The 24,357-nt window shown below is 45.6% G+C and carries 27 protein-coding genes; all 27 read left to right on the top strand.

The window, feature by feature from the left end; all coding sequences use genetic code 11:
- The first annotated feature begins 21 nt into the window (after positions 1-21).
- The 27 genes from fliM to frr all read left to right on the top strand — a co-directional run bounded on the left by fliM (position 22) and on the right by frr (position 24,332).
- The gene (fliM, locus tag HFE01_RS15710) at positions 22-1,020 is read left to right on the top strand and encodes a flagellar motor switch protein FliM (protein ID WP_016820956.1); all 999 of its coding nucleotides are present in this window, start codon (positions 22-24) and stop codon (positions 1,018-1,020) included.
- Positions 1,010-2,323 (top strand): flagellar motor switch phosphatase FliY, encoded by a 1,314-nt coding sequence (gene fliY / locus HFE01_RS15705; protein WP_044785602.1) that lies wholly within the window; start codon positions 1,010-1,012, stop codon positions 2,321-2,323. The genes fliM and fliY overlap by 11 nt, the downstream gene beginning before the upstream one ends.
- Positions 2,324-2,352: 29 nt before the next feature.
- The gene (locus HFE01_RS15700; protein WP_013370687.1) at positions 2,353-2,718 is read left to right on the top strand and encodes a response regulator; all 366 of its coding nucleotides are present in this window, start codon (positions 2,353-2,355) and stop codon (positions 2,716-2,718) included.
- 12 nt (positions 2,719-2,730) lie between these two features.
- Positions 2,731-3,267 (top strand): flagellar biosynthetic protein FliO, encoded by a 537-nt coding sequence (locus HFE01_RS15695; protein WP_107734241.1) that lies wholly within the window; start codon positions 2,731-2,733, stop codon positions 3,265-3,267.
- Positions 3,264-4,019 carry a flagellar type III secretion system pore protein FliP gene (gene fliP / locus HFE01_RS15690; protein ID WP_013309901.1) on the top strand — a complete coding sequence of 252 codons (756 nt, stop codon included), beginning with the start codon at positions 3,264-3,266 and terminating at the stop codon, positions 4,017-4,019. Before HFE01_RS15695 ends, fliP begins: the two co-directional genes overlap by 4 nt.
- 37 nt (positions 4,020-4,056) lie before the next feature.
- Entirely contained in the window at positions 4,057-4,326 is a 270-nt protein-coding gene (gene fliQ, locus HFE01_RS15685; protein ID WP_107734240.1) for a flagellar biosynthesis protein FliQ, read from the top strand.
- Positions 4,327-4,337: 11 nt separating this feature from the next.
- Complete coding sequence (gene fliR, locus HFE01_RS15680; protein WP_029514992.1) at positions 4,338-5,123, top strand: flagellar biosynthetic protein FliR; 786 nt, start codon at positions 4,338-4,340, stop codon at positions 5,121-5,123.
- The gene (gene flhB / locus HFE01_RS15675) at positions 5,123-6,235 is read left to right on the top strand and encodes a flagellar biosynthesis protein FlhB (protein ID WP_019686992.1); all 1,113 of its coding nucleotides are present in this window, start codon (positions 5,123-5,125) and stop codon (positions 6,233-6,235) included. The genes fliR and flhB overlap by 1 nt, the downstream gene beginning before the upstream one ends.
- Positions 6,236-6,258: 23 nt before the next feature.
- A complete protein-coding gene (flhA, locus tag HFE01_RS15670; protein WP_016820963.1) occupies positions 6,259-8,292 on the top strand; it encodes a flagellar biosynthesis protein FlhA in 2,034 nt (677 codons plus the stop codon).
- Complete coding sequence (gene flhF, locus HFE01_RS15665; RefSeq protein ID WP_107734239.1) at positions 8,289-9,734, top strand: flagellar biosynthesis GTPase FlhF; 1,446 nt, start codon at positions 8,289-8,291, stop codon at positions 9,732-9,734. The genes flhA and flhF overlap by 4 nt, the downstream gene beginning before the upstream one ends.
- Complete coding sequence (locus HFE01_RS15660) at positions 9,731-10,618, top strand: MinD/ParA family protein (RefSeq protein WP_102997888.1); 888 nt, start codon at positions 9,731-9,733, stop codon at positions 10,616-10,618. The genes flhF and HFE01_RS15660 overlap by 4 nt, the downstream gene beginning before the upstream one ends.
- Before the next feature lie 31 nt (positions 10,619-10,649).
- Positions 10,650-12,194, top strand: coding sequence for a chemotaxis-specific protein-glutamate methyltransferase CheB (gene cheB, locus HFE01_RS15655; protein WP_107734238.1), 1,545 nt, complete (start codon positions 10,650-10,652; stop codon positions 12,192-12,194).
- Between the two features lie 33 nt (positions 12,195-12,227).
- Positions 12,228-14,324: a chemotaxis protein CheA gene (locus HFE01_RS15650; protein ID WP_107734237.1), complete on the top strand. Its 2,097-nt coding sequence runs from the start codon at positions 12,228-12,230 to the stop codon at positions 14,322-14,324.
- A gap of 62 nt (positions 14,325-14,386) precedes the next feature.
- Positions 14,387-14,848: a chemotaxis protein CheW gene (locus tag HFE01_RS15645; RefSeq protein WP_013370696.1), complete on the top strand. Its 462-nt coding sequence runs from the start codon at positions 14,387-14,389 to the stop codon at positions 14,846-14,848.
- Between the two features lie 3 nt (positions 14,849-14,851).
- Positions 14,852-15,478, top strand: a complete 627-nt coding sequence (locus HFE01_RS15640; protein WP_013309909.1) for a chemotaxis protein CheC — start codon at positions 14,852-14,854, stop codon at positions 15,476-15,478.
- The gene (locus HFE01_RS15635) at positions 15,471-15,968 is read left to right on the top strand and encodes a chemotaxis protein CheD (protein WP_010346358.1); all 498 of its coding nucleotides are present in this window, start codon (positions 15,471-15,473) and stop codon (positions 15,966-15,968) included. The genes HFE01_RS15640 and HFE01_RS15635 overlap by 8 nt, the downstream gene beginning before the upstream one ends.
- Before the next feature lie 2 nt (positions 15,969-15,970).
- Positions 15,971-16,384, top strand: coding sequence for a hypothetical protein (locus tag HFE01_RS15630; protein ID WP_013370699.1), 414 nt, complete (start codon positions 15,971-15,973; stop codon positions 16,382-16,384).
- Positions 16,385-16,398: 14 nt separating this feature from the next.
- The gene (locus tag HFE01_RS15625; RefSeq protein ID WP_016820968.1) at positions 16,399-17,187 is read left to right on the top strand and encodes a FliA/WhiG family RNA polymerase sigma factor; all 789 of its coding nucleotides are present in this window, start codon (positions 16,399-16,401) and stop codon (positions 17,185-17,187) included.
- Positions 17,188-17,231: 44 nt separating this feature from the next.
- A complete protein-coding gene (locus HFE01_RS15620) occupies positions 17,232-18,641 on the top strand; it encodes a DUF342 domain-containing protein (RefSeq protein ID WP_107734236.1) in 1,410 nt (469 codons plus the stop codon).
- Positions 18,642-18,722: 81 nt separating this feature from the next.
- Positions 18,723-19,043, top strand: coding sequence for a hypothetical protein (locus HFE01_RS15615; RefSeq protein ID WP_031463324.1), 321 nt, complete (start codon positions 18,723-18,725; stop codon positions 19,041-19,043).
- 41 nt (positions 19,044-19,084) lie between these two features.
- The gene (locus HFE01_RS15610; RefSeq protein WP_107734235.1) at positions 19,085-19,609 is read left to right on the top strand and encodes a DUF6115 domain-containing protein; all 525 of its coding nucleotides are present in this window, start codon (positions 19,085-19,087) and stop codon (positions 19,607-19,609) included.
- Positions 19,606-20,253 (top strand): endolytic transglycosylase MltG, encoded by a 648-nt coding sequence (locus tag HFE01_RS15605; protein WP_107734234.1) that lies wholly within the window; start codon positions 19,606-19,608, stop codon positions 20,251-20,253. The genes HFE01_RS15610 and HFE01_RS15605 overlap by 4 nt, the downstream gene beginning before the upstream one ends.
- 498 nt (positions 20,254-20,751) lie before the next feature.
- Positions 20,752-21,003, top strand: coding sequence for a hypothetical protein (locus HFE01_RS15600; protein ID WP_038978160.1), 252 nt, complete (start codon positions 20,752-20,754; stop codon positions 21,001-21,003).
- Positions 21,004-21,448: 445 nt separating this feature from the next.
- Positions 21,449-22,147 carry a 30S ribosomal protein S2 gene (gene rpsB, locus HFE01_RS15595; RefSeq protein ID WP_013309916.1) on the top strand — a complete coding sequence of 233 codons (699 nt, stop codon included), beginning with the start codon at positions 21,449-21,451 and terminating at the stop codon, positions 22,145-22,147.
- Between the two features lie 131 nt (positions 22,148-22,278).
- The gene (gene tsf, locus HFE01_RS15590) at positions 22,279-22,929 is read left to right on the top strand and encodes a translation elongation factor Ts (RefSeq protein WP_013370709.1); all 651 of its coding nucleotides are present in this window, start codon (positions 22,279-22,281) and stop codon (positions 22,927-22,929) included.
- Positions 22,930-23,049: 120 nt separating this feature from the next.
- Positions 23,050-23,778, top strand: coding sequence for a UMP kinase (gene pyrH, locus HFE01_RS15585; RefSeq protein WP_013309918.1), 729 nt, complete (start codon positions 23,050-23,052; stop codon positions 23,776-23,778).
- A complete protein-coding gene (frr, locus tag HFE01_RS15580) occupies positions 23,778-24,332 on the top strand; it encodes a ribosome recycling factor (RefSeq protein WP_014599669.1) in 555 nt (184 codons plus the stop codon). The genes pyrH and frr overlap by 1 nt, the downstream gene beginning before the upstream one ends.
- Positions 24,333-24,357 lie beyond the last annotated feature (25 nt).

The raw sequence follows: 24,357 nt of genomic DNA, 5'->3' as shown, positions 1-24,357 counted from the left end.
CACGTAAGGGGGTGAATAACATTGGTGGATGTACTGTCACAAGGGGAAATTGATGCCCTTTTAGCAGCTCTCTCGTCCGGTGAAATGGATGCGGAAGAACTCAAAAAGGAAGAAACCCAAAAGAAAGTTCGCGCTTATGATTTCAAGAGAGCGCTTAGGTTTTCCAAGGACCATATACGAAGTCTGACGCGGATACACGAGAACTTTGCCCGGTATCTGACCACTTATTTTTCAGCACAGCTTCGTACTTTTGTCCAAATTAATGTCGTTCAGGTGGAGCAGCTTCCATATGATGAATTCATTCGCTCCATTCCGAAAATGACCATTCTAAACATTTTTGAAGCTGAACCACTGGAAGGTCGAATGGTGCTTGAGGTTCACCCGAACGTAGCTTATGCCATGCTGGACAGGCTTCTCGGAGGAACAGGTTCGGCACCAACTAAGGTTACCGCATTGACCGAAATCGAGACGACGATCATGGAGCGAATTTTCAGCCGTACCTTTGATAGCCTGCAAGAGGCTTGGAAAACGGTACTGGACATTGAACCACGTCTAGAGGCTATGGAAACAAATCCGCAGTTCATGCAGATTGTTTCGCCGAATGAGACGATTGCTCTGATTTCGCTTAGCACCAAAATTGGTGATACCACAGGGATGATTAACCTCTGTATCCCGCACGTGGTATTGGAACCTATTATGGCCAGACTGTCCACGCACCAGTGGTTTACATCCGAAAAGAAATCAAGGGCGCCTGAAGAGATAGACGCCTTGAGATTACGGGTCACCAAAGCAGAGCTTCCTATTATTGCGGAGTTGGGTGAATCCCGGATAAATGTAGCTGAGTTTTTGGGCCTTTCGGTAGGGGATGTCATTTCATTGAACAAGCCAGTCAAAGAAGGACTATCCATCCGGGTAGGCGAGAGATTGAAGTTTATGGGAAGTCCCGGCATGGTAAGAGATCGTGTTGCCGTACAAATTGATGAAATTGTCAACGAAGGAGTTGAAGAAATTGACGAGTAAAGACTATTTGTCCCAGGAGGAAATTGATGCCTTGCTGAAACAGTCTGAAGCGGGGACGGATTCTACTCCCGCAGGCAAGACCGTTGACGATTTTCTGACTTCCCTGGAGCAAGATGCTCTCGGGGAAATCGGTAATATAACGTTCGGCAGCGCAGCTACGGCTCTTTCCACACTGCTCGGTCAAAAGGTGGATATTACGACACCTAAAGTTTCAATTATTACACGTTCTGAATTTGAAACTGCATTTCCAAAGCCGCACGTAGCCGTACATGTAAATTATGTCGATGGATTTGAAGGCATTAACTCGCTCGTAATTAAAAAGCGTGATGCGCAGGTTATAGCGGATTTAATGCTTGGTGGTGGAGGAAATCCGGCAGATGAAGAATTGAATGAAATTCACATCAGTGCTGTGCAGGAAGCGATGAACCAGATGATGGGATCGTCTGCGACCTCTATGTCTACCATGTTTAATCGTTTTGTTAATATCTCTCCACCAGGGATTGATATTTTGGATCCTCTGCACGGTGATGGAGTATCCAGCCTGCCAGATGAAGAGACGCTGATTACAGTATCCTTCCGGTTATTGATTGGAGATCTGATTGACTCTACACTGATGCAACTGTTACCTGTTAATTTCGCCAAAAAGATGGTGAGCATCTTAATGAATGGCGGAGAGGATGACGAGCAACCGCAAGCGTCCGCACAGCAGGCAGCTGCAACAGCTGCTCCCGAAGCGCCGACACAAGCTAGCACTCCGCAACCGCCGTCTGCACCAGCCTACCAACAGCCGCCTGCAGCCGCGCAGGTGCCGCAAGATGCAGGCTATGGGCAGCAACCGCCGATGTATCCTCAAGACCCGGGATATGGGCAGCAGGGCGCTCCAGGGTATGGAACGCCGGGTTATGGAATGCCAGCAGGTGTACCGCCGCAAGTGCCTTATGGAACGCCTCATCATTACGGAGCCGTACCGCCAGGGCGCAATGTAAATGTGCAGCCTGTACAATTTTCTAACTTGCAGTCCGGTGGATTTCCGCAAGTGGATGAAAACAATTTAAATTTATTGATGGACATTCCCCTTAGAGTCACCGTAGAATTAGGAAGGACCCAAAAGCAAATTAAAGATATTCTGGAGCTCTCACAAGGTTCAATTATTGAACTGGACAAGCTTGCCGGGGAGCCGGTGGACATTATGGTTAACAACAAACTGATTGCCAAGGGCGAGGTTGTCGTAATCGACGAGAACTTTGGCGTGCGTGTAACGGATATTGTAAGCCAATGGGACCGAATTCAAAAATTACAATAAAAGCATAATTTAGGGAGGATTTATTTCAGATGGCAAACCGTATTTTGATCGTGGACGATGCTGCATTTATGAGAATGATGATTCGGGACATCCTGTCCAAAAATGGATTTGAAGTAGTAGGAGAGGCCCAGGATGGATCACAGGCCATTGAAAAATTCAAGGAGCTTCGTCCGGACCTGATTACGATGGATATCACGATGCCTGAGATGGACGGCATTGCCGCTCTGAAGGAAATCAAACAAATTGACCCGAATGCAAAGGTTATCATGTGTTCCGCGATGGGGCAGCAAGCTATGGTAATTGATGCCATTCAAGCTGGTGCAAAAGATTTTATCGTTAAGCCATTCCAATCGGATCGGGTTATCGAAGCCATCAACAAAACACTGGGTGTGTAAGGCGCATCCAGTATGGATACACAACAGGGTGCCTCTGACGCTTTGAGTACATCCAGCAATATAGGAAACATTGCTTGGGTCCTTTTCGTGCTAATCTTTATCATCGTACTGATCGTGTACTTGATACGGTTTTTGAGTAAAAGAAATCAGAGCTGGTTCAGCAACCGCTCCGTTCGCATACTGGGAGGCGTGGGGCTTGGCCCCAATAAATCCCTTCAGCTTGTTGAAGTTGGTAGCAGTGTGTACCTCATTGGTGTGGGAGAAGATATCCGGCTTATTGACAAAGTATCCGATCCTGAAGAAGTGGAGCAAATTTTGGCCGCACTGGAGCAGGAAGCTTCTCTGCAGCGCGGCCCGATTGCCCCGCTATTCGCTAAAATTGCGGATAAGCTTCGCCGGAACAACGCGGCACAGCAGCAGCAGTCTGAAGAGGAGACGTCTTTTCATGAGATGTTTGAATCCAAGCTCCGGCAGATGCCGAATCGCAAGGATAAACTTGAAAAGCTGCGCAATGAGGAGAATACTACAGATCGGTCGGGAGATTCATGAGAAAAAAGATTATACTAGCATGTTTGCTGCTTGTCTTATTCAGCTTCATTTCGGTGACGGCGGCCTCTGCGGAACCGATTCCGAACATTGATATTCAAGTCGGCAATTCGGACAAAGGACAGCCCGGTGCCACCTCGCTGTCTATTATTTTACTTATTACTGTCATTAGTGTAGCGCCCGCGTTGCTTGTACTTATGACAAGTTTTACGCGTATCGTGATTGTACTTGGCTTTGTGCGAACTTCACTGGGAACTCAGCAGATGCCGCCCAATCAGGTGCTTGTCGGACTGGCCTTGTTTCTCACTTTATTTATTATGGCACCGACCTTCTCCGCTATGAACGAAACTGCGCTTCAGCCGTATCTCAAGGGGGATATAACACAGTCTCAGGCACTGGATAAGGCATCGGTACCCATTAAGACCTTTATGTTCTCTCATACACGTGAGAAGGATCTACTGCTCTTTATGAAATACACCAAGATGGAAAAACCAAAGAATTATCAAGATATTCCACTAACGGTGATGGTTCCGGCTTATGCAATCAGTGAGTTGAAAACGGCATTTCAGATGGGCTTTATGATTTTCATACCCTTTTTAGTTATAGACATTGTAGTGTCCAGTACACTCATGGCTATGGGGATGATGATGCTACCACCAGTAATGATCTCGCTTCCTTTTAAAATACTGCTCTTCGTACTTGTAGATGGTTGGTATTTGGTCGTCAAATCATTACTTCTGAGTTTTAATACATGAATACTTTCTGCAAGGACAGCAATCAAGGAGGACGGCAATGACTTCGGAGTTTATTATTTCCCTGGCTGGGCAAGCGGTGTACATTGTACTCAAGGTGAGTGCTCCGATGCTGATTTTGGGGCTAGTCGTGGGTTTGATTATCAGTGTTTTTCAAGCGACAACTCAAATTCAGGAGCAGACACTGGCCTTTGTTCCGAAGATTGTCGCCGTATTGCTGGCATTGCTTTTGTTCGGGCCCTGGATATTGACCACATTAGTGGACTTTACGTATAACATTCTGGACAATCTGTACAAATATATAGGTTAGGCTGAAAAGTGATGAACATATTGTTGCAGAGTTTTCCTGTTTTTTTGCTGATTTTTTGTCGGATTACCTCGTTTTTTGTAGTAGCGCCTATTTTTTCAACCCGAGGGGTACCTAATATCTTTAAGGTCGGAATTTCAGGATTTCTAGCTTTGGTCGTGTATCTTACATATGGTACGCATCAACAGGTGCCGACCGATGTAGCATATGTGCTGTTAGTAGGGCGTGAGGTGCTGATCGGGTTGTTGCTGGGGTTTACTGCATATTTGTTCATGACAGCGATCCAAACCGCAGGTTCATTTATAGACCTACAGGTGGGATTCGGAATGGCCAGTGTATTTGATCCCATGACAGGGGCTTCAACGCCTCTTACGGGTAATTTCAAGTTCGCCATAGCTGTATTGTTCTTTTTGAGCATAAACGGGCACCATCATCTGCTAAACGCTATTTTATACAGTTATGATTGGGTACCGCTGACAAATGATTTTTTTATAAAGCTGTATGGTGGCAGTGTAACTGAATTCCTGGTACGTTCTTTTGCGGAATCGTTTATGCTGGCCTTTCAAATTGCTGCTCCCATTGTAGTAGCTACCTTTTTAACGGATGTGGGACTCGGTTTTTTAGCTAAAACAGCACCGCAATTTAATATTTTTGTCATTGGCGTGCCGCTAAAAATAATTGTGGGATTGTTCATGTTACTGCTTCTTATGCCAGGTTTTGCTTTTATATTCGAAAGATTGTTTTCTGTGATGTTCGAATCCATGCGCAACTTGTTGGATGTTATGGGTAATCGTCCTTAATGTCTGGTCTGGAGGAACGTAGTTTGTCATTTAAATATGCTATGAACCTGCAGTTGTTCTCAGGGGAAAAAACGGAAAAAGCTACACCCAAGAAGAAACAGGATGCAAGACAAAAAGGGCAGGTTGCCAAGAGCATGGAGTTGCCCGCTGCTGGTGTCCTGCTAGTTACGTTTTTTTGCCTCATGATTTTCGGCGGGTATTTTAAGGATCATGCGGTCCGCTTGTTTCGGGATATTTTTGTGAATCGGCTGTCTATGGAAGTAACACCGAATACAACGCTACTGATGATGGGTGAGTATGGTGTGCAAATCTTGATTATGCTGGCTCCTATTTTTGTGGGTGCCATTGTCATCGGGATCGCAGCGAATTATATGCAGATCGGTTTTTTATTAACCGGAGAGGGCATTACACCCAAGTTTAGCAAGATTGACCCGATTAAAGGATTCAAAAATATTTTTTCCATGAGGTCATTAGTTGAATTCCTGAAATCTGTTTTAAAAATGACCGTAATTGGTTATCTGGTGTACAGCGTACTTTGGAAAACAAAGGCTGACCTACCCAAACTGGCTGAGATGTCCGGCGACCAGATGTTGAGTTTTACGGCTTCATTAACAATGGAACTGGGACTCAAAATTGGTGTGGTGCTGTTCATTTTAGCAATATTGGATTATATGTATCAACGTTATGAGCATGAGAAAAATCTGAAAATGTCCAAACAGGATATCAAAGATGAGTACAAGAAAATGGAGGGTGACCCGCTGATCAAAGGGAAAATTCGCGAGCGGCAGCGCCGTATGGCTATGCAGCGCATGATGCAGGAGGTTCCTAATGCAGATGTCATCATCACCAACCCTACGCACTTTGCTGTGGCTTTGAAATATGACGGTTCGGAGATGGAGGCGCCGCAGATTATTGCGAAAGGACAAGATTATGTCGCGCTCCGAATTAAGGAAATTGCCAAGCAAAACGGCGTTATAACGATGGAAAACAAGCCGCTGGCGCGGGCGCTGTTTCAAAGAGCCGAAATCGGGGATGCGATACCAGCTGATCTTTTTCAGGCCGTTGCTGAAGTGCTGGCGTATGTATATAAATTAAAAGGTAAAGTGAAATAAAGGGATCGGAGGCCAAGAGACCCGTGAAAATAAAAGAAATAACCGTCCTTGCAGGCGTCATCGGTATCGTTCTTATGATGATTCTCCCGATCCCTTCATGGCTGCTGGATATTCTGCTCGTCATTAATATTTCTATTGCTTTGATGATTCTACTTGTTTCAATGAACACGAAGGAAGCTTTACAGTTCTCTATCTTTCCTTCATTGCTGCTCATTACAACGTTGTTTCGTTTGGCGCTCAACATTTCTACGACCAAACTTATTTTAGGTGAGGGTCATGCCGGCGAAGTAGTTGCTACGTTTGGTAGCTGGATTGCAGGCGGCCAAATTGCCGTCGGTTTTGTTGTCTTCCTCATTCTTGTGGTCGTACAGTTCATTGTTATTACCAAAGGATCGGAGCGGGTAGCAGAGGTGGGCGCCCGGTTTACATTGGATGCGATGCCAGGTAAACAAATGAGTATTGATGCTGATTTGAATGCAGGTCTAATTAATGAGCAGCAAGCCCGTGAACGACGCAGTAAAATCGAACGGGAAGCGGATTTTTACGGAGCTATGGATGGTGCGAGTAAATTCGTTAAAGGCGATGCGATCGCCAGTATTATCATTTTGATCATTAACCTGGTGGGCGGCTTTATTATCGGTATGGCCGTTCAGGGAAAAGGATTTCAAGAAGCGCTGTCAACGTATTCTGTTCTCACGATCGGTGATGGATTGGTCAGCCAGATTCCCGCGCTGCTCATATCCACGGCTTCAGGCTTGATTGTTACGCGGGCTACGTCGGATGGCAACTTGGCAGAGGATTTAACCGGACAGCTCTTTTCATATCCAAAATTGATCTACATAGTGGCTGCCACCATTGCATTATTGGGCCTTTTCACACCTATTCATATTATTACAACTCTTCCACTTGCGATTCTATTGTTTTTTGCAGCCCGAAGAATGCAGGGCAATATGGAACGCAAGCAAATTGCTGATGAACAGCTGGAGGAGGAGCAACAAATCGAAGAGGTGCGTAGTCCGGAAAGTGTCATTAATTTGCTTCAAGTAGATCCGATTGAATTTGAGTTTGGGTACGGGTTGATTCCGTTGGCGGATACACAGCAAGGCGGTGATCTACTGGATCGGATTATTATGATTCGCCGTCAATGCGCCTTGGAGCTGGGTTTGGTTGTGCCGGTTATTCGTATTCGGGACAACATTCAGCTCAAGCCTAACGAATATGTAATTAAAATTAAAGGCAATACAGTAGGCGGTGGAGAACTGTTGTTGAATCATTATCTGGCTATGAGTCCGGGATACGACGACGACTCCATTACAGGGATTGAAACGACAGAACCGGCCTTCGGATTGCCTGCGCTCTGGATTGACGAGAACACGAAGGATGTTGCTGAACTGTCAGGTTATACAGTGGTTGATCCACCTTCAGTTGTAGCTACTCATCTAACAGAGACGATTAAGAAGCATGCCCATGAGTTGCTTGGCAGACAGGAAACACGTTCGCTGGTTGACAATCTCAAGGAGAATTATCCAGTGCTGGTGGACGACCTTATTCCTTCTGTGCTTGCGATTGGGGACGTACAAAAAGTGCTGGCCAAGCTGTTGAAAGAAAAAATCTCTATTCGCGACATGGTGACTATATTCGAGACGCTGGCTGACTATGGTACTTATACAAAAGATCCAGACGTGCTGACTGAATATGTTCGTCAAGCGTTATCACGTCAGATTACGCAGCAATTTGCACAGCAGGGAGAAACGTTGCGTGTTATTACCGTGGGACCAGGATTGGAGAAGAAAATTGCTGAGAGCGTGCAGCAGTCGGAGCAAGGTAGCTATTTGGCTCTTGATCCGGTGTCAACGCAAACGGTGTATCAAAGGATGATGGAGCAAATCAACCGTCTTATTCAATCGGGACAGCAGCCTATTGTGTTAACGTCACCGACAATACGTATGTATTTGCGGCAAGTGATGGAGCGGACGATGCAGGATGTCCCGGTGCTGTCGTACAGTGAGCTGGAGCCGAACGTTGAAATTCAAAGTGTCGGGGTGGTGAACTTATGAGAGTGAAACGATATCTAGTGGATACCATGCCAGAAGCCATGCTGCAAATCAGGGGTGACTTAGGAACAGATGCCGTCATTTTAAGTACCAAGGAAGTGAAGGTCGGCGGTTTTATGGGGATGTTCAGTAAAAAGAAAATTGAAGTGGTTGCTGCAGTTGAGGAGCAGCAACCTCAAAAGTCTCGGCGGACTGAACGCTCGTCACACCAGCTTGCCCGGGCTGCTTCGCCTCTAATGAGCACCCTTGAGAAGCTGGAAAAACCATCAGTACCTGTAGTCCCCAGACAAGCAGCTCCAGAAGCTTATCGGCGGGTTACACAACAGATAACCGGTAGTTCCAAAGAAGAACAAGCTGATTTAACGGTTAATACAGAACAAGTTGCATCAGCAACGGAGCATTTGTCGCCAAGGTCTGCTAATAACCTAGAGACTCTATCTCAGGCATTTGATCAAGAAGTATTGCTTTCGAACCTGAAATCATCCAGTGAGCTGCATAAACGGCCAATCGAAGCAAGTGTTCCAGACAAGAGTGGAGCTGAGGAAAATCAGGCATTGCTTAATGAATTGCGGGAAATGAAAGCGATGATGACTCGATTCTCCAGAAACTCTTCAATGGAAAGTACTTGGCCTGAGGCGCTACATGAGATCTGTGAGCATGTGTTGGAACAGGAAGTGGAACGTGATTTACTGGAATACTGGATCGAACAGGTACATGTGCGTCGAAGTGAGCATCCTTTTGCGCCTGAAACTTTTGATTGGGAACAAGCCTTTCGTGAGGAAGTGACCAGTTTTATACAGACAAGACTGGATAAAGGGATCTCCCAAGATACCAAAATTGTGTATGTTGCAGGACCTACCGGAGTAGGAAAAACGACAACCATTGCGAAGTTGGCAGCGGAACAGTTGTTCAAACATCATCGCAAAGTTGGATTTATTACTTCTGACACGTACCGGATTTCAGCCGTCGAGCAACTGCGTACATATGCTACGATTTTGAATGTACCGCTTGAAGTTGTGCAATCTCCCGGTGACGTCCAAAGGGCTATTCAACGTCTGGAGCATTGTGACTTGATCCTCATGGATACTGCAGGGCGAAATTATCGTAATGAACTGCTTGTATCAGAACTGCAAAGTCTGCTTTCACCTATTAATGAAAGTGAGACGTATCTGGTACTCAGCCTGACATCCAAAAGCAGGGATATGCTCAATATAACTGGACATTTCAGTAAGTTTGGTCTTGGGAAGGTTGTATTTACCAAGATGGATGAGACGGGCAGTTGTGGCGGCATGTTTAATCTTTTACACCAGTTTCCGATGCAGTTGGCCTATATTACGAATGGACAAAATGTTCCTGACGACCTGCTTCATCCCGATGCAGAAATGGTGACAAATATGCTACTTGGAGCCAAAGTATCGTCAGGAGTTAACGGAGATTCCATATGAGTGATCAAGCCCAATCACTTAGACAAATGGCTTCATCCTTGGATAAGTATCGATTACCCCCACGTAATCGTCACGCAAAAATTATAACGATCACCAGTGGTAAAGGCGGGGTGGGCAAATCCAATTTTACGCTGAACTTTGCATTGGCCCTGAAATCACTTGGTCGAAAGGTACTTGTGTTTGATGCTGACATCGGTATGGCTAATATTGATGTGTTGATGGGGGCCCATTCACAATACAATCTTCTTCACTTGTTAAAACGTGAAAAATCAATTGATGAGATTATTCAAACGGGTATAGGTGGTTTGCCTTATATTGCTGGAGGCTCAGGCTTAAGCGAACTGTTTGCGTTATCAGATGAGAATCTGAATTATTTTGCCGAAGAAGTAGAAAAAATGGCAGCAGACATGGATTATATTCTTTTTGATACAGGTGCAGGTTTATCCAAAGAAAATCTTAAATTCATCACTTCAGCTGACGAATGTATGGTAGTAACCACCCCAGAACCGACGTCCTTAACAGATGCGTATGCACTAATTAAAGTCGTCAACGGGTTGCAGAAAGATACGGTATTCAAAATTATAGTCAATCGTGCCGATAACGATAATGAGGCCCGTCAAGTTGCCGATAAGATCGCACTTGTTGCGAAACGCTTTTTGGAGATTGAAATCCCGCTGCTTGGACATATCAGTGATGATACTCATGTCATGCAGGCAGTCAAAAGACAAGTACCTTTTATGGTTGCTTTTCCGGGATGCGCGGCTTCAAAAGATGTACTGAATCTGGCACACCGTTTTGCAGCAATGCCACAGGTTCCACAACCAGGTGCATTGAGTGGAATCAAAGGATTTATGCAAAAATGGTTGCGGCGTTCTATGCATTGATTTTTGATGAGAGGAAACAGGGGTGTTTAACATGTGTGCTTACCGGGTGCTGGTTGTAGATGATTCGGCCTTTATGCGCAAAATTATTACAGATCTTATTGTAAGGGATGAGTCGTTCAACATCGTAGGTACAGCCGCCAATGGCAGAGAGGCTGTAGAGAAAGTGAAAGAATTGCAGCCTGATTTGGTCACCATGGATGTCGAAATGCCTGAAATGAATGGTCTTGAAGCGTTGCCACTGATTATGGCAGCCCATCCGCTACCTGTCATTATGTTGTCAGGCATTAATGAACAAGGCATGAAGGAGACCATCATGGCTCTGGAGGCAGGAGCTTTCGATTTTATAAGAAAGCCTTCCATTGCTCATGCGCAAGATATTGAGCAGGTGAGCAAGGCGTTGCTCGAACAGATGCATACTGCTATGCAAGCAGTACGCAGCCGCTTGGAGCGCAAGGAAGCGAATGAGCGCAAAGCTGCAATGGAACAAGCGAAAAAAACGCCAATGGAAAAGCCACCTGGACAGGCTGCGGCTGAGAAACGAGCTGGAAGTCAAGCTTCGGCAGACAAGCCTCCTGTTGTTCCGCTTGCTCCTCCACCTGCTGCATCGGCTCAACCAAAGAAAGATGCTGGGAAGTCCGTCCCAACAGCTGCCAAGCAGGAAACTAAAAAGCAGCTGTCTCGAACATCTGCTACAGGTGGCCGCATAGACAAGCCAGCTGTTCAGCCAAGGAAACCAGTGCAAGCACCTCATGTGCAGAAAAAAGAAAACTTGTCCATGAGTACGGGAATAACGTCGGGACAGCTGAAGAGCTCTGATCCGGCTGCTGGCAAATCAATACAGGGTAAGGATAAAGCAGGGCTTGTCAAGCCGGAGTCACGGAAGACGGTAACTTCATCAGCTTCTTCCGCTCCTGCGGCTGCAACGCCTCCAGTAACAGCACCTACAGCTCCAGCTGCACCACAGGGATTGTCACTTAAAAAAGGTGTGCATACGTCCAGCTTTCGAAAACTGGTGGCGGTCGGATGTTCTACTGGCGGACCACGGGCTCTTAAGACCCTGTTGGAGCGCATTCCTGGGGATTTTCCAGCTCCAATCGTTATCGTTCAGCATATGCCACCAAACTTTACTCGTTCGCTAGCACAACGTTTGAACACATTGAGTCCACTACGCGTTGTGGAGGCTGAGCAGGGGATGACGCTGGAGACGGGAACAGCCTACATCGCACCAGGGGGATATCAGCTAAGAATTGTGCCTGGAGCCGGTGGTAAATACACGGTGTCACTGAAGATGGAGGAGGCTCGCAATGGTCACCGTCCTTCTGTAGATACGATGTTCGAATCGCTGCTCTCTTTAACCGCGCTGGAAAGACATCTAGTATTGCTTACTGGAATGGGTAGCGACGGGGCTAAAATGATGAAAAAGCTTTATGACGCTGGGGTTCAATCCACATTTGCTGAAAATGAGGAGACTTGTGTAGTGTACGGAATGCCCCGCTCAGCAGTTGAATTAAAATGTGTGCGCCACCTTCTGCCAATGCAGGAGATCGCCCCCAAGCTTGTACAAGTTGTGAAATAATCGGAGTGTAACTCATGGAGGAGGTGTCTCACAATGGACATGAACCAATATTTAAACATGTTTATTGATGAGTCGAATGATCATCTGCAATCTCTTAACGAAAATATGCTTCAACTGGAAAGCAACCCAACCGATCTAGGCATCGTTCAGGTGATTTTCCGTTCTGCCCATACCCTCAAAGGAATGGCTGCTACGATGGGGTTTGAAGACCTGGCATCGCTCACTCACCAAATGGAAAACGTTCTTGATCTGGTACGTAACAACAAGCTGGCGATGCATGAATTTATATTCGATACCTTATTTAAAGGTTTGGATGCCCTGGAATCCATGGTGCAGCACATTACAGAGGGAGGCGATGGAAAAGCGGATGTCTCCTCTATTGTATCTTCATTGCAATCTATCGTGAGCGGGGATTTCCTAAAGTCCGGCTCAAATGCCGCCACTGAAGAGTCTACTTCTACAAAAGCAGGCACTAACGATAGTGCTGGATTGGTTTTGGACCAATTCCAGTATTCTGTACTGGAGCAATCGATTTCTGAAGGGCATCGTGTTCACTATATACAGGTAACAATCAGTTCAGAGAGCCAGCTGAAGGCGGCACGTGCCTTTATGGTATTCAACACACTGGAAAACTCTGGTGAAATCGTCAAGGCCTATCCGTCCGTACAGGATATCGAGCAGGAAAAATTCGAACAAAGCTTCTCGTTATATTACATAACGCAGAAAGAAGTTGGGGAGCTGGAAAAGGAAATCACGGGTATCTCTGAAATTGACACGGTCTCAGTGGTACAACTGGATCAGGAATCGCTTAAACAAATGAGCGAAGTTACTGCCGGACTCGCTGAGACAGCGGCGGTACAGGAAGCAGCTGTTGCCGTGCAGCCACCCGCTCCATCTCAGCCGCAGTCTCCAGCTGCGGCCTCTGTTGCCAAGCCAGCTGCAGGTAAAGCGCCAGCAGCCAAGGCGGCTGCTCCTACGCACAACCGTACGATTCGCGTAGATATTGAACGTCTGGATGTACTTATGAATTTATTCAGCGAGTTGCTCATTGACCGTGTGCGCTTAGAACAGTTAGCCAGTGAGGCTTCCAATCCAGCACTGACGGAAACGGTTGAGCATATGAGTCGTGTGAGCAGTGATTTGCAAAATGTTGTTCTCAAATTGCGGATGGTACCTGTAGATACTGTTTTCAACCGTTTCCCGCGTATGGTTCGCGATCTGGCCAAGTCGCTGGATAAAAAACTGGAATTGGTTATTACTGGAGCAGAGACTGAAATGGATCGGACGGTTATCGACGAGATTGGTGATCCTCTGGTGCATTTGCTACGTAACTCCGTGGATCATGGCATCGAGTCGGTAGCCGACCGGATTGCAGCTGGTAAACCAGAAACTGGAACCGTTCAACTGCGTGCTTTTCATAGCGGTAATAACGTATTTATCGAGATTGAGGATGATGGGAACGGGATTAACCGTGAAAAGGTACTAAACAGTGCTATTTCCAAAGGGATTTTGACAGCAGAACAAGCAGCTTCCATGACCGACGAGGAAGCTTATCAAGTATTGTTTGCTCCGGGCTTTAGTACAGCTGCAGTCATTTCAGACGTATCAGGACGCGGTGTCGGTCTGGATGTTGTTAAATCTAAAATTACCGCTTTGGGTGGTAATGTTACGGTTCACTCCACATTGGGCCAGGGCACTAATTTCTCTGTACAATTACCGTTGACTCTATCCATTATTGCAGCCATGATGATACAGATCGGTTCTGAAAAATATGCGATTCCTTTGTCTTCCATTGTGGAAACTGCGATCGTCAAGCGTAAGCAAATCCGTTCTGTGCATGGCAATAAGATGATTGCTTTCCGCGATTCTCATATCCCGCTTATCTCCTTGAGTCAGCTGTTTGAGGTACCGGACTTCAACGAAGATGAAGAAGAAGAGACAGAGGTCGTGGTCATCCGTAAGGGAGACCGTCTGGCAGCTCTTTCCGTACAGGACTTCTTGGGACAAAGTGAAATCGTCCTTAAAAATCTGGGCAAGTATCTTCCAAACATCCAAGGAATTTCAGGTGCCACGATTCTGGGTGACGGTCAGGTTGCTTTGATCATTGACCCGAATGTTTTCATTAAATAATGTCTTCATTAAAAATGAAAGAAATATGAGATTGCGGACATCAATAGGGAGGTTTTTTAAACATGGGAGAAGAAATTAAAGTTATCGTATTTAAGCTTGGTGAAGAGGAATACGGTGTTGAAGTAGAAAAAGTCCAATCTATTGAACGCATGGTGCCGATTACACGGGTTCCGAGAACTTACGATTTTGTTAAAGGTGTATTCAACATGAGAGGCGTGGTTATTCCGGTTATTGATCTTCGTGGCCGTTTTGGATTACCAGAAGCTGAATATACCGATCAAACACGTATTATTATCGTTGCTGTGGGCGAGATGCAAGTCGGCTTTATCGTGGATTCAGCGAATGATGTTATTGACCTGAATACTGACAACATTGAGACACCACCGGAAGTGGTTGGCGGTGTTAAGGCTAAATATCTTCGCGGAGTTGCTAAAATTGGTGAAGAACGTCTGTTGATTATGCTGAACTTGTCCGAAGTTTTGAACCGTAGCGAAATGAACCAACTGGAAGGTTTAGAGGATTAATATATGGAGAATCTGGGAAATCTCGAAGACTTCAAGTTGGATGTATTGAAAGAAGTCGGCAACATTGGCTCGGGGAACGCTGCTACAGCGCTCTCCCGGCTTCTCAATAAACCAGTCGATATGGGTGTGCCCAAAGTGCAAATGCTGCCCTTTGAGGAAATTGCGGACAAAGTCGGCGGAAATGAACAACTTGTTGTTGCAATATTTTTTAGAGTCGAAGGGGAAGCCCCTGGTAATCTATTCTTCATATTGCAACCTCAGGCGGCGAAAAGCTTACTTTCCCGTTTGGCGAATATTCCTTCGGATGACGAGGATAGCTTTAACGAAATGGAGCATTCAGCTCTGTCGGAGATCGGTAACATTTTAGCAGGCTCCTACCTTTCTTCGTTGGCGGATTTCACACGTTTATCCATGTATCCAACAGTCCCTGCGCTGGCACTGGATATGGCAGGAGCTATACTCAGCTACGGACTGCTGCAGTTTGGGCAGATGGGGGATGCTGCTTTATTGATTGACACATCGTTTCTGGAAGGGCAGAATCAGATTGAGGGTCAATTTTTCCTGATTCCTGATCCAGAATCGTTCGGGAAAATCTTTAGGTCGTTAGGAGTCCCGATGAACGATGATTGAGGATAAAAGCATCATTAAAGTCGGCATGGCAGATTTAAATGTTACCAGCAACCCGAACTCGATTCGCACGACAGGGCTTGGCTCCTGCGTCGGATTGACCCTCTATGATCCTCATTTGAAACTGGCAGGCATGGCACATGTGATGTTACCGTCCTCGGATATTGCGCGTGAAGGGCAGTTGAATATTGCCAAATATGCGGATACAGCACTGCCAGAGTTATTTGAACGAATGTTGAAACTGGGTGCTGAACGGCGCAGACTGATTGCCAAAATGGCAGGAGGAGCGCAGATGTTTGCCTTTGCAGGTAGTGGAGACACCATGCGGATTGGCCCGCGCAATGTAGAATCGTGCAAGGAAATGCTTGTAGATCTGGGCATTCCTTTAATTGCGGAAGATACGGGTGGCAATTATGGACGAACGATTGAGTTGGACTCTGAAACTGGCGTTTTGAATATTCGAAGCGTACAAAAAGGTGTAAAGGAATTATAAACATGTTATTTGGTAGCTTACGCATTAATCTTTGGTCTGGAGTAGTCGGATTTATTCTGACTTTTGTGTTGTCCGTTGGCAGCAATCTGCTGACCACGAGCTTAATTCGTGGCTTAATCGCCTTCGTTTTTTGGTTCCTACTTGCATTTGTGCTGCGCTGGACACTGGGTGTGGTAGCGCGGCCAGATCTGGGTAATGCCCAAGACCGGGCAAGCTCTCAGGTAGATGGCGTAGGGGGAAATCTGGACCTGACGACACCAGACGAAAATGAAAACCTGAATGAATTGCTGAAACCGAAACCAGAGCAGACGGACGAGGGGAATAATGGTTTTGCACCTTTAAACCCACCCAAGCTGGTTTCCAACAAGGACCCTGAAGAATTGGCCAAGGCCGTTCGTCACCTGACAGACAAATAAGGAGGGTGAAGCCGATGAACGAGCGAAAAGCCGCTCATTTGAACCATTCCGAGCTGTGGGAGCAATGGAAAGAACACGGTGACAAGGAAGCAAAAAAGCAGTTAATTGAAAAGTATCTCCATATTGTGGAATATGTGTCGGGTCGTCTTGCAGTAGGCTTACCTAAAAATGTATCCAAGGATGATCTGGCGAGCAACGGTGTTATGGGTTTGATTGATGCTTTAGAGAAATTTGATTATGAGCGTGGTTTGCAGTTTGAGACTTATGCTTCTTGGCGTGTTCGCGGAGCAATTTTGGATGGTCTTCGTCAAGGAGATTGGGTTCCTCGTTCAGTTAGGGAAAAAGCGAAAAAAATCGAAGACGCCTACCAGCATTTAGAACAAAGGTATTTACGCACAGTAAGCGACGAAGAGATGAGTCATTATTTGGACGTCTCCGAGAAAGAGTTTCAAAGTATGATCCAAGAGGTCGCTGTAATGTCGATTGTCTCACTAGAGGACCCGATCCGCGAAGAAGAGTCGGAAACACGGCTTTCCCTGTTGGTAGATGAAAAGGCGAAAAATCCAGATCATAAGGTCAATGAATTCACACTGCGTGATGCCTTGGCACAAGGCATTGATAAATTAACTGAAAAAGAGCGTATCGTTGTTTCTTTATTGTATTACGAGGATTTGTCACTCAGCGAAATTGCTGAGGTCATGTCACTTTCTCCTTCGCGAATTTCTCAGTTGCATTCCAAAGCAATATTACGTCTGAGAGCGACACTGGACAAACAACGGGATTTGCTAATGCGTAAAGATTAACGTACGGGAGGTTACAGTAACAGTTAGACGGAAGGAGCACCCATGTGGAGAAGCAGTATGCTTTGGATCAGTTTTTAAAAGTGGTTGTCTCACCTGACAAACAATCCGCCTACTTGGAGTTTGCCAAACGTGAAGAAGGCTTTGCCTGTTCTGTGCAAGAATTAGAACGTTTTCTAAGCAACCAAAAAATATCCTACGGTGTAATTACCGATGCAATCCGCACATTTGCTGCAAATCCGGAAGATCATTTCTTCGGGAAATTACTGATTGCTCAGGGAAAGCAGCCGATCCACGGTACAGACGGAAAAATTAATCTGGCCGATATTGTGACTGGTGAAGATGCACATAAGCCACTTGAAACTGTGGATGGACGGGTAGATTATAAAGAATTAACTCGTTTAAGAAATGTAAAACGTGGACAACTGATTGCCGAACGAGTGGATCCTCTGCCAGGTGTACCAGGGATTGCTGTAACCGGAGAGGAAATCCCTTTTCTTCCAGGTAGAGAGGCACGCTTTAAAGTTGGAAAAAATGTAGTGATCCATCCGGAAGGCGTTGCGATGTATGCGGCTATTGATGGTTTAGTGACTACAACTGAAAAGGGCAAGCTTAATGTGTTCCCTGTGTATGAAGTGAATGGGGATGTCGATTATAGCGTCGGTAACATTGATTTTGTTGGAACCGTCGTCATTCGCGGGAATGTCTTGACCGGTTTTCGCGTTCGGGCGGCTGGTGACATTCGTGTCATTGGCGGTGTGGAAGGCGCTGAAATTGAGGCAGATGGTTCAGTGGAAATCAGCGGCGGTATTATCGGATACCATAAAGGATTTGTGAAAGCTGCACAAAATGTGAAATGCTCGTTTATACAAGATGGTAACGTGATTGCGGGAGCCGATGTGCTTGTATCCCAGAGCATCATGCATTCCCAGATCAAAGCGAGTAATAATGTAATCTGCGAAGGCACAAAAGGGCTTATCGTAGGTGGCAGTGTACAAGCTGGTAAAAAGGTAGTGGCTCGTACCGTCGGTAATACGATGTCCACAGCTACTAATATTGAAGTGGGTGTGCTTCCCGAACTGCGTGATGAACTGACAGAACTTCGCGCACGGTTGAAGCAACAGACAGACAGCCAGGATAAAACGAACAAGGCTCTCACAATATTGGATCAGCTAGCGGCTGCTGGACAGCTTGCACCTGACAGAATGGCTATGCGAATCAAGCTGACATCTACTAAAAAATCTAATGAACAGGAACTTTTGGAAACTAAGTCCAGAATGCTTGAAATAGAACGAACATTAGAAGATACGAGCCGCGCCCGGGTAGAAGTGAAAAATGTGATTTACGGTGGCTCTAAGATAGTTATCGGCAGATATACAAAATTTATTAAAGATTCTGTGGAAAGAATGGCGTTTTATTATCATGAGGGAGATATCAGCATGTCCTCCTACATGTAATTCATTACACTGATAATAATTCAATTTATTATATTTCTCGGTAGTCTGATACGGATGCCCAATCGGAAAGGGTGTGGTCCCATGAGCTTGAAGGCTGTTGAATTGCAAATTGCTGTACCTCGCACCAGTGAAGCAGGCAAATACCATAGTGAGTCCCAGCAGCGGCCAATGAATGACCAGGCATTACTTGGACAAAAGACTGCGCTGGAGACAGAGAACATGCGTCAGCGAAGCAGTGCCATAGATCAGTCTGCGGAAACATTCGTCGGTGAGAGGCAAACAGGTGGGCAGAGCAGAGATTCTTCCCAGCAGAGCCGCTCTCGCTCAGATGAGACTGAGCTACCTAAGGAGCATCCGGCAGAGCATCCGTATAAGGGACATCATATTGATTTTTCGCTCTGATCCAATGGGTGGAGAAGCGTTATAAAAGGAGACGATGGGCAGTGGATCAACCATGGATTTATATTGTTCTGCTGGGAGCCGCAGCTGTTGTCTACGCCTGGCTTCTGCCAAAGCGCCAGCCAAGCCGGGGAACAGAAGAGGCCGTCGTTCAAAAGGTTGAGGCTACATTGGAGCAATATATGGCCGATATTGAAAACGATAATGACGAGCTGATTGAACTCGTATCTGGTATGAAGCAGGAGCATGCGGTTAAGCAGGCAGCATTACAGGAGCAAGTAGCTGAGCTTCGGAATCGTATTGTGGAGCTTGAGCGTCAGGCAATGCTTGCTACCGTCTCTATGCCAATCTCAGATTCAGAAGTTTCTTTTGTAACTTTAGAGGAGCAAACGGCATTGCAAGAGCCTAAAACTGAGCAGGAACAAGAGTCCATCCGAGATCGTTATCAAGAGTTGTTCGCGATGCATGAGCAAGGCAAGTCGGTGGATTATATAGCCAAGCAATCAGGCATCCAGCGGGGCGAAGTACAGCTCATATTACAACTCGCGGAACGGGAGGATGTGATATGATCAAAAACCGCTCATTTATGTTAGGCATGGGTACTGGTCTTATCATGGGGGCATTGCTGCTGCAGCTGGCAATAATTGGTCAGGGGCAGTCGCAGCAATCTTCGGCAGACCCGAAAAACATGACGCGAGAACAACTAGAAAAGGCAGCAGCCGAGTTAAATCTTCAGATCAGTGACAGTTCTGATCCGAAAATGACAGAAGAGGAATGGCGTAATAAGCTGATCAAGGAAGGCAACAAGACTCCAGTTGCACCTCAAAAGGCTAAACCAGCTCAAACGCCTTCAACACCTAAGGTACCTGCAAACAGCACATCCTCGGCTGCTTCTAAGCCTTCGACCAGCACGTCAGTACCACAAAGTCCGAACAAGCCGGAAACTCAAAGAGCTGGCACTACAACTACTCCCAATATTCCCAAGCAGCCTGCCACTCCACAAGTGCAATATAGCATTGCATCAGGGAGCAATTTAAGAAGTGTGGCATCTGGATTGGAACGGGCAGGAGTCGTATCGGATGCTAGTGCATTTGAGGCAGCAGCTAAGGCTCAAAAAATCAATACCAAAATTCGTACAGGCACCTATCAGTTTGCTAAAGGTGAGGATTTCAGTTCTATTATTACTAAAATAACGAAAAAGCCGTCCAACTGACCTAATCGGGAAGAGGACGGCTTTTTATTTTTTTCGATGCGAACGAAAGTGATTTTTTATTGTTTAGTTCAAAGTGGGTATGAAGCGCCCACAATAGCTTACAGCATAGCCTATTGCAATTCAGAGCTAGTTGGACATAAAAAGACCCCTGAAGGATTCAAAGGTCATCTCCTAGCGGATTACACCACGGTGTATTGTTAAAACTATCCTCAATTTGGATCAATATTCAGATATATCGGAGAGGGATATAAAATAAATTGAACACAAATTAACGCTATGAAATAATCGATAGCGGCATTGATGAATAAAAAAACAATAAAACAATTCTATTCCTAATTTTCTCTATTCATCTTGTCCCGTATATCTGTGGATTCTCCGCTCTGGGTTATTATCCTATGCATCTGCACCATGGGTCTCGGAATGGGTTTCTCCATGATGCCGCTCAACACGCATGTTCTGAACTCTGCGCCTCGCCGCCTGGTGAGCCGAGACACACCATTGACAACAGCGGCTCAGCAAGTTGTCCTCTCGTTCGCGGTCGCAGGCCTGACGGGTTATCTGACGTCGCAAATCGCTTCCCACACCGCAAATGCGGGAGCGGACGCGAATCCGTTGAATGCTGTCGTCGCGGGTTACGGCGATACGTTCTTCCTGTCCGCGTGCCTAACGACTGCGGGTGTAGCTCTGTCGCTCCTTCTGCGTAAACCGCAGCAGCAGGAAGAAGAAGGTACCGTCGGCGGGGACAGCTAGGACCCAGCGATGATGGGGCACTAATCGGGAATTGGTACCAATTTCGATCGTGTGTAAAAAGCCTTGGCCGTTAGTCGGTCATGGCTTTTTACTGTACGCCCAGCATGGCGCCATCTATATAAGAAAGACTTGAACAGATGCGGCTAACAGGGCACATATTCGAACTATCTGTCCGTTCAATGCAATGCGAGAGTCTAATGCTTTATTGTCACAAACATTTTGCTAAGAAGCCAGGCAGATGGAATTGTACAGGCCGCTTTTTACACAGTTTCAATTATTGTCGAAAAGCTGGTTGCAACGCTGCAAGTGTTATGGTATATTAATTGACGGTGTTAAAAACGCACGTCGGTTAATTTTATAAAGGGTGCTTCCAATAGGAAGTCTTTATAAAAAATGATGTCGGCGGAGGACACACAAAAAAACCAAACTTAGGAGGTGCGTGAAGATGGCAGTAATCTCCATGAAACAGCTTTTGGAAGCTGGGGTTCACTTTGGTCACCAAACACGTCGCTGGAACCCGAAAATGGATCGTTATATCTTCACTGAAAGAAACGGTATTTACATCATTGACTTGCAAAAGACAGTGAAAAAGGTTGAGGAAGCTTACAACTTCGTAAAAAGCATTGCAGCTGAGAATGGTACAATTCTGTTCGTAGGCACGAAGAAACAAGCGCAAGATTCCGTTAAAGAAGAAGCAGCACGCGCTGGTCAATTCTACATCAACCAACGTTGGTTGGGTGGTACACTGACTAACTTCCAAACCATTCAAAAACGTATTGATCGTTTGAAACAATTGGAAGCTTGGGAAGAAGATGGTACATTTGCTGTTCTTCCTAAAAAAGAAGTTATCATTCTTCGCAAAGAAAAAGATCGTCTTGAAAAATTCTTGGGCGGTATCAAGAACATGAAGGGCCTTCCAAGTGCTCTGTTTATCATTGATCCGCGCAAAGAGCGTATCGCAGTTGCTGAAGCTCGCAAATTGGGTATCCCAATCGTAGGTATCGTTGATACAAACTGCGATCCAGACGAAATCGACTATGTTATCCCAGGTAATGATGACGCGATCCGCGCTGTTAAATTGCTGACAGGTAAAATGGCTGATGCAGTTATGGAAGCTAACCAAGGCGAAGAAACTACAGCATAATATTTCCAATCGGAAATACCTATACGAATTAAATGAAAAGGGTGGTTGGTAGGTGGAAAACCTCTCACTACCCTTTTTTTAAGGAATAAAGTCGCATATACCACTGAAAATCAAATTTGGAGGGAAATAATATGGCAGTTAATGCTAGCGCAGTAAAAGAGCTTCGTGAAAAAACAGGCGCAGGAATGCTGGATTGTAAAAAAGCGCTTGAAGAAGCAAATGGTGATTTGACAAAAGCGGTTGAAGTTCTACGTGAAAAAGGACTTGCAGCTGCAGCCAACAAAGCAGGCCGTATTGCTACTGAAGGCGTTGTTGAATCCTACATCCATGCTGGCGGCCGTATCGGCGTACTGGTAGAAGTAAACTGCGAAACAGACTTCGTGGCGAAAACTGACCAGTTCAAAGATTTTGTTCGTGACATTGCAATGCATATCGCTGCATCGAACCCTCGTTATGTTCGTCGCGAAGAAGTGCCTCAGGAAGAGATTGAAAAAGAAAAAGAAATCCTGAAAGCACAAGCTTTGAACGAAGGTAAACCAGAAAAAATCGTTGAAAAAATGGTTGAAGGCCGCATCGGTAAATTCTATGAAGAATTCTGCTTGCTGGAGCAATCTTTCATTAAAGATCCAGACAAAACGATTTCCACACTGATCAACGAGAAAATCAGTACGATTGGTGAAAACATCTCCGTACGTCGCTTTGTTCGTTTCGAACTGGGTGAAGGTCTGGAGAAAAAAGAAGACAACTTCTACGAAGAAGTTATGTCTCAAGTGAAACAATAATTACCAACGATCGGTAATTGCATATGAATAAACAGAAATGGAACACATCGGTGTTCCTTTTCTTGCAACAGGACACCTATCCTGTTACATAAAGAATATATGAAATTGGAGGGTGATCATTTGGAAAAACCTGTGTTTAAACGTGTTGTTCTGAAAGTTAGTGGGGAGTCGCTGTCAGGTCCTAACGGTTATGGTATTGATGCGGATACAATTGCGTCGATTGCTGAGCAAGTCAAGGACGTGGTGGAACTAGGAGTAGAAGTTGCTATTGTGTGCGGAGGCGGTAATATTTGGCGCGGTATTGCTGGAAGTGCCAATGGCATTGACCGGGCAACGGCAGATTACATGGGTATGCTCGCAACCGTGATGAACTCACTGGCTTTACAGGATGCTTTGGAACAAATTGAAGTGCCTACGCGTGTACAAACATCCATCGCGATGCAACAGATTGCAGAACCTTACATCCGCCGTAGAGCTATCCGTCACTTGGAAAAAGGTCGGGTCGTAATTTTTGCTGCAGGTACGGGTAATCCGTTCTTCTCGACTGATACTACAGCTGCTCTACGTGCCGCTGAGATTGAAGCAGAAGTGATTCTGATGGCTAAAAATAAAGTAGATGGTGTGTACTCCGCCGATCCGTTTAAAGATAGCACAGCTGAAAAATATGAGCAGCTTACGTATTTAGATGTGCTTAACAAAAATCTCGGTGTCATGGATTCTACAGCTTCCTCGCTGTGCATGGATAACAATATTCCGTTGATTGTCTTTGCTATTACAGAGCAAGGTAACATTAAACGTGTCGTACTGGGTGAAAAAATTGGTACGATCGTCAAAGGGAGTGTAAATTAATGCCACAATCTGTGAAAAAGAGCGCTGAAGAGCGCATGCAAAAAGCAATCCAGGCATTGCAACGTGATCTTGCATCTTTGCGTGCAGGACGGGCAACACCAGCATTACTGGACCGTGTGCAGGTTGAATATTACGGCGCAATGACTCCAGTCAATCAGCTGGCGAATATCAATACACCTGACAGTCGGACCTTGATGATTCAGCCTTGGGACAAATCTTCTTTGGCTGATATCGAGCGTGCTATCCAAAAATCCGATTTAGGTTTGACGCCTTCGAATGATGGTAACACCATTCGTCTGAGTATTCCTGCTTTAACGGAGGAGCGCAGAACTGATTTGGTGAAGCTGACGAAAAAGAGCGGTGAAGAAGCAAAAATCGCTATTCGTAACATTCGTCGTGATGCAAATGATGATATCAAAAAAATGGAGAAAAGTGATATTTCCGAGGACGAATCTCGTAAGCATCAGGAAGATATCCAGAAGACGACTGACAAGTTTATCGCTGAAGTAGATAAAGTTTTAGCTGCAAAAGAAAAAGAAATTATGGAAGTTTAAAAAGATTGGCAGCCCCTCCCTTACG

This window comes from Paenibacillus sp. EKM10P, from assembly GCF_011800655.1.
GTDB lineage: Bacteria > Bacillota > Bacilli > Paenibacillales > Paenibacillaceae > Paenibacillus > Paenibacillus polymyxa.
The sequence above is the reverse complement of the archived record's forward strand: the minus strand, read 5'-3'. Positions and strand labels throughout refer to the sequence as shown.

Bases quoted from the DNA above. Each gene is read 5' to 3' on its own strand.
- flhF (WP_107734239.1), top strand. From the start codon at position 8,289: ATGAGAGTGAAACGATATCTAGTGGATACCATGCCAGAAGCCATGCTG.
- HFE01_RS15640 (WP_013309909.1), top strand. From the start codon at position 14,852: ATGGAGAATCTGGGAAATCTCGAAGACTTCAAGTTGGATGTATTGAAA.
- HFE01_RS15635 (WP_010346358.1), top strand. From the start codon at position 15,471: ATGATTGAGGATAAAAGCATCATTAAAGTCGGCATGGCAGATTTAAAT.
- HFE01_RS15660 (WP_102997888.1), top strand. From the start codon at position 9,731: ATGAGTGATCAAGCCCAATCACTTAGACAAATGGCTTCATCCTTGGAT.
- HFE01_RS15630 (WP_013370699.1), top strand. From the start codon at position 15,971: ATGTTATTTGGTAGCTTACGCATTAATCTTTGGTCTGGAGTAGTCGGA.
- HFE01_RS15650 (WP_107734237.1), top strand. From the start codon at position 12,228: ATGGACATGAACCAATATTTAAACATGTTTATTGATGAGTCGAATGAT.
- HFE01_RS15615 (WP_031463324.1), top strand. From the start codon at position 18,723: ATGAGCTTGAAGGCTGTTGAATTGCAAATTGCTGTACCTCGCACCAGT.
- tsf (WP_013370709.1), top strand. From the start codon at position 22,279: ATGGCAGTTAATGCTAGCGCAGTAAAAGAGCTTCGTGAAAAAACAGGC.
- flhB (WP_019686992.1), top strand. From the start codon at position 5,123: ATGTCTGGTCTGGAGGAACGTAGTTTGTCATTTAAATATGCTATGAAC.
- cheB (WP_107734238.1), top strand. From the start codon at position 10,650: ATGTGTGCTTACCGGGTGCTGGTTGTAGATGATTCGGCCTTTATGCGC.
- rpsB (WP_013309916.1), top strand. From the start codon at position 21,449: ATGGCAGTAATCTCCATGAAACAGCTTTTGGAAGCTGGGGTTCACTTT.
- fliP (WP_013309901.1), top strand. From the start codon at position 3,264: ATGAGAAAAAAGATTATACTAGCATGTTTGCTGCTTGTCTTATTCAGC.
- HFE01_RS15645 (WP_013370696.1), top strand. From the start codon at position 14,387: ATGGGAGAAGAAATTAAAGTTATCGTATTTAAGCTTGGTGAAGAGGAA.
- fliR (WP_029514992.1), top strand. From the start codon at position 4,338: ATGAACATATTGTTGCAGAGTTTTCCTGTTTTTTTGCTGATTTTTTGT.
- HFE01_RS15700 (WP_013370687.1), top strand. From the start codon at position 2,353: ATGGCAAACCGTATTTTGATCGTGGACGATGCTGCATTTATGAGAATG.
- HFE01_RS15625 (WP_016820968.1), top strand. From the start codon at position 16,399: ATGAACGAGCGAAAAGCCGCTCATTTGAACCATTCCGAGCTGTGGGAG.
- fliQ (WP_107734240.1), top strand. From the start codon at position 4,057: ATGACTTCGGAGTTTATTATTTCCCTGGCTGGGCAAGCGGTGTACATT.
- frr (WP_014599669.1), top strand. From the start codon at position 23,778: ATGCCACAATCTGTGAAAAAGAGCGCTGAAGAGCGCATGCAAAAAGCA.
- HFE01_RS15695 (WP_107734241.1), top strand. From the start codon at position 2,731: ATGGATACACAACAGGGTGCCTCTGACGCTTTGAGTACATCCAGCAAT.
- HFE01_RS15605 (WP_107734234.1), top strand. From the start codon at position 19,606: ATGATCAAAAACCGCTCATTTATGTTAGGCATGGGTACTGGTCTTATC.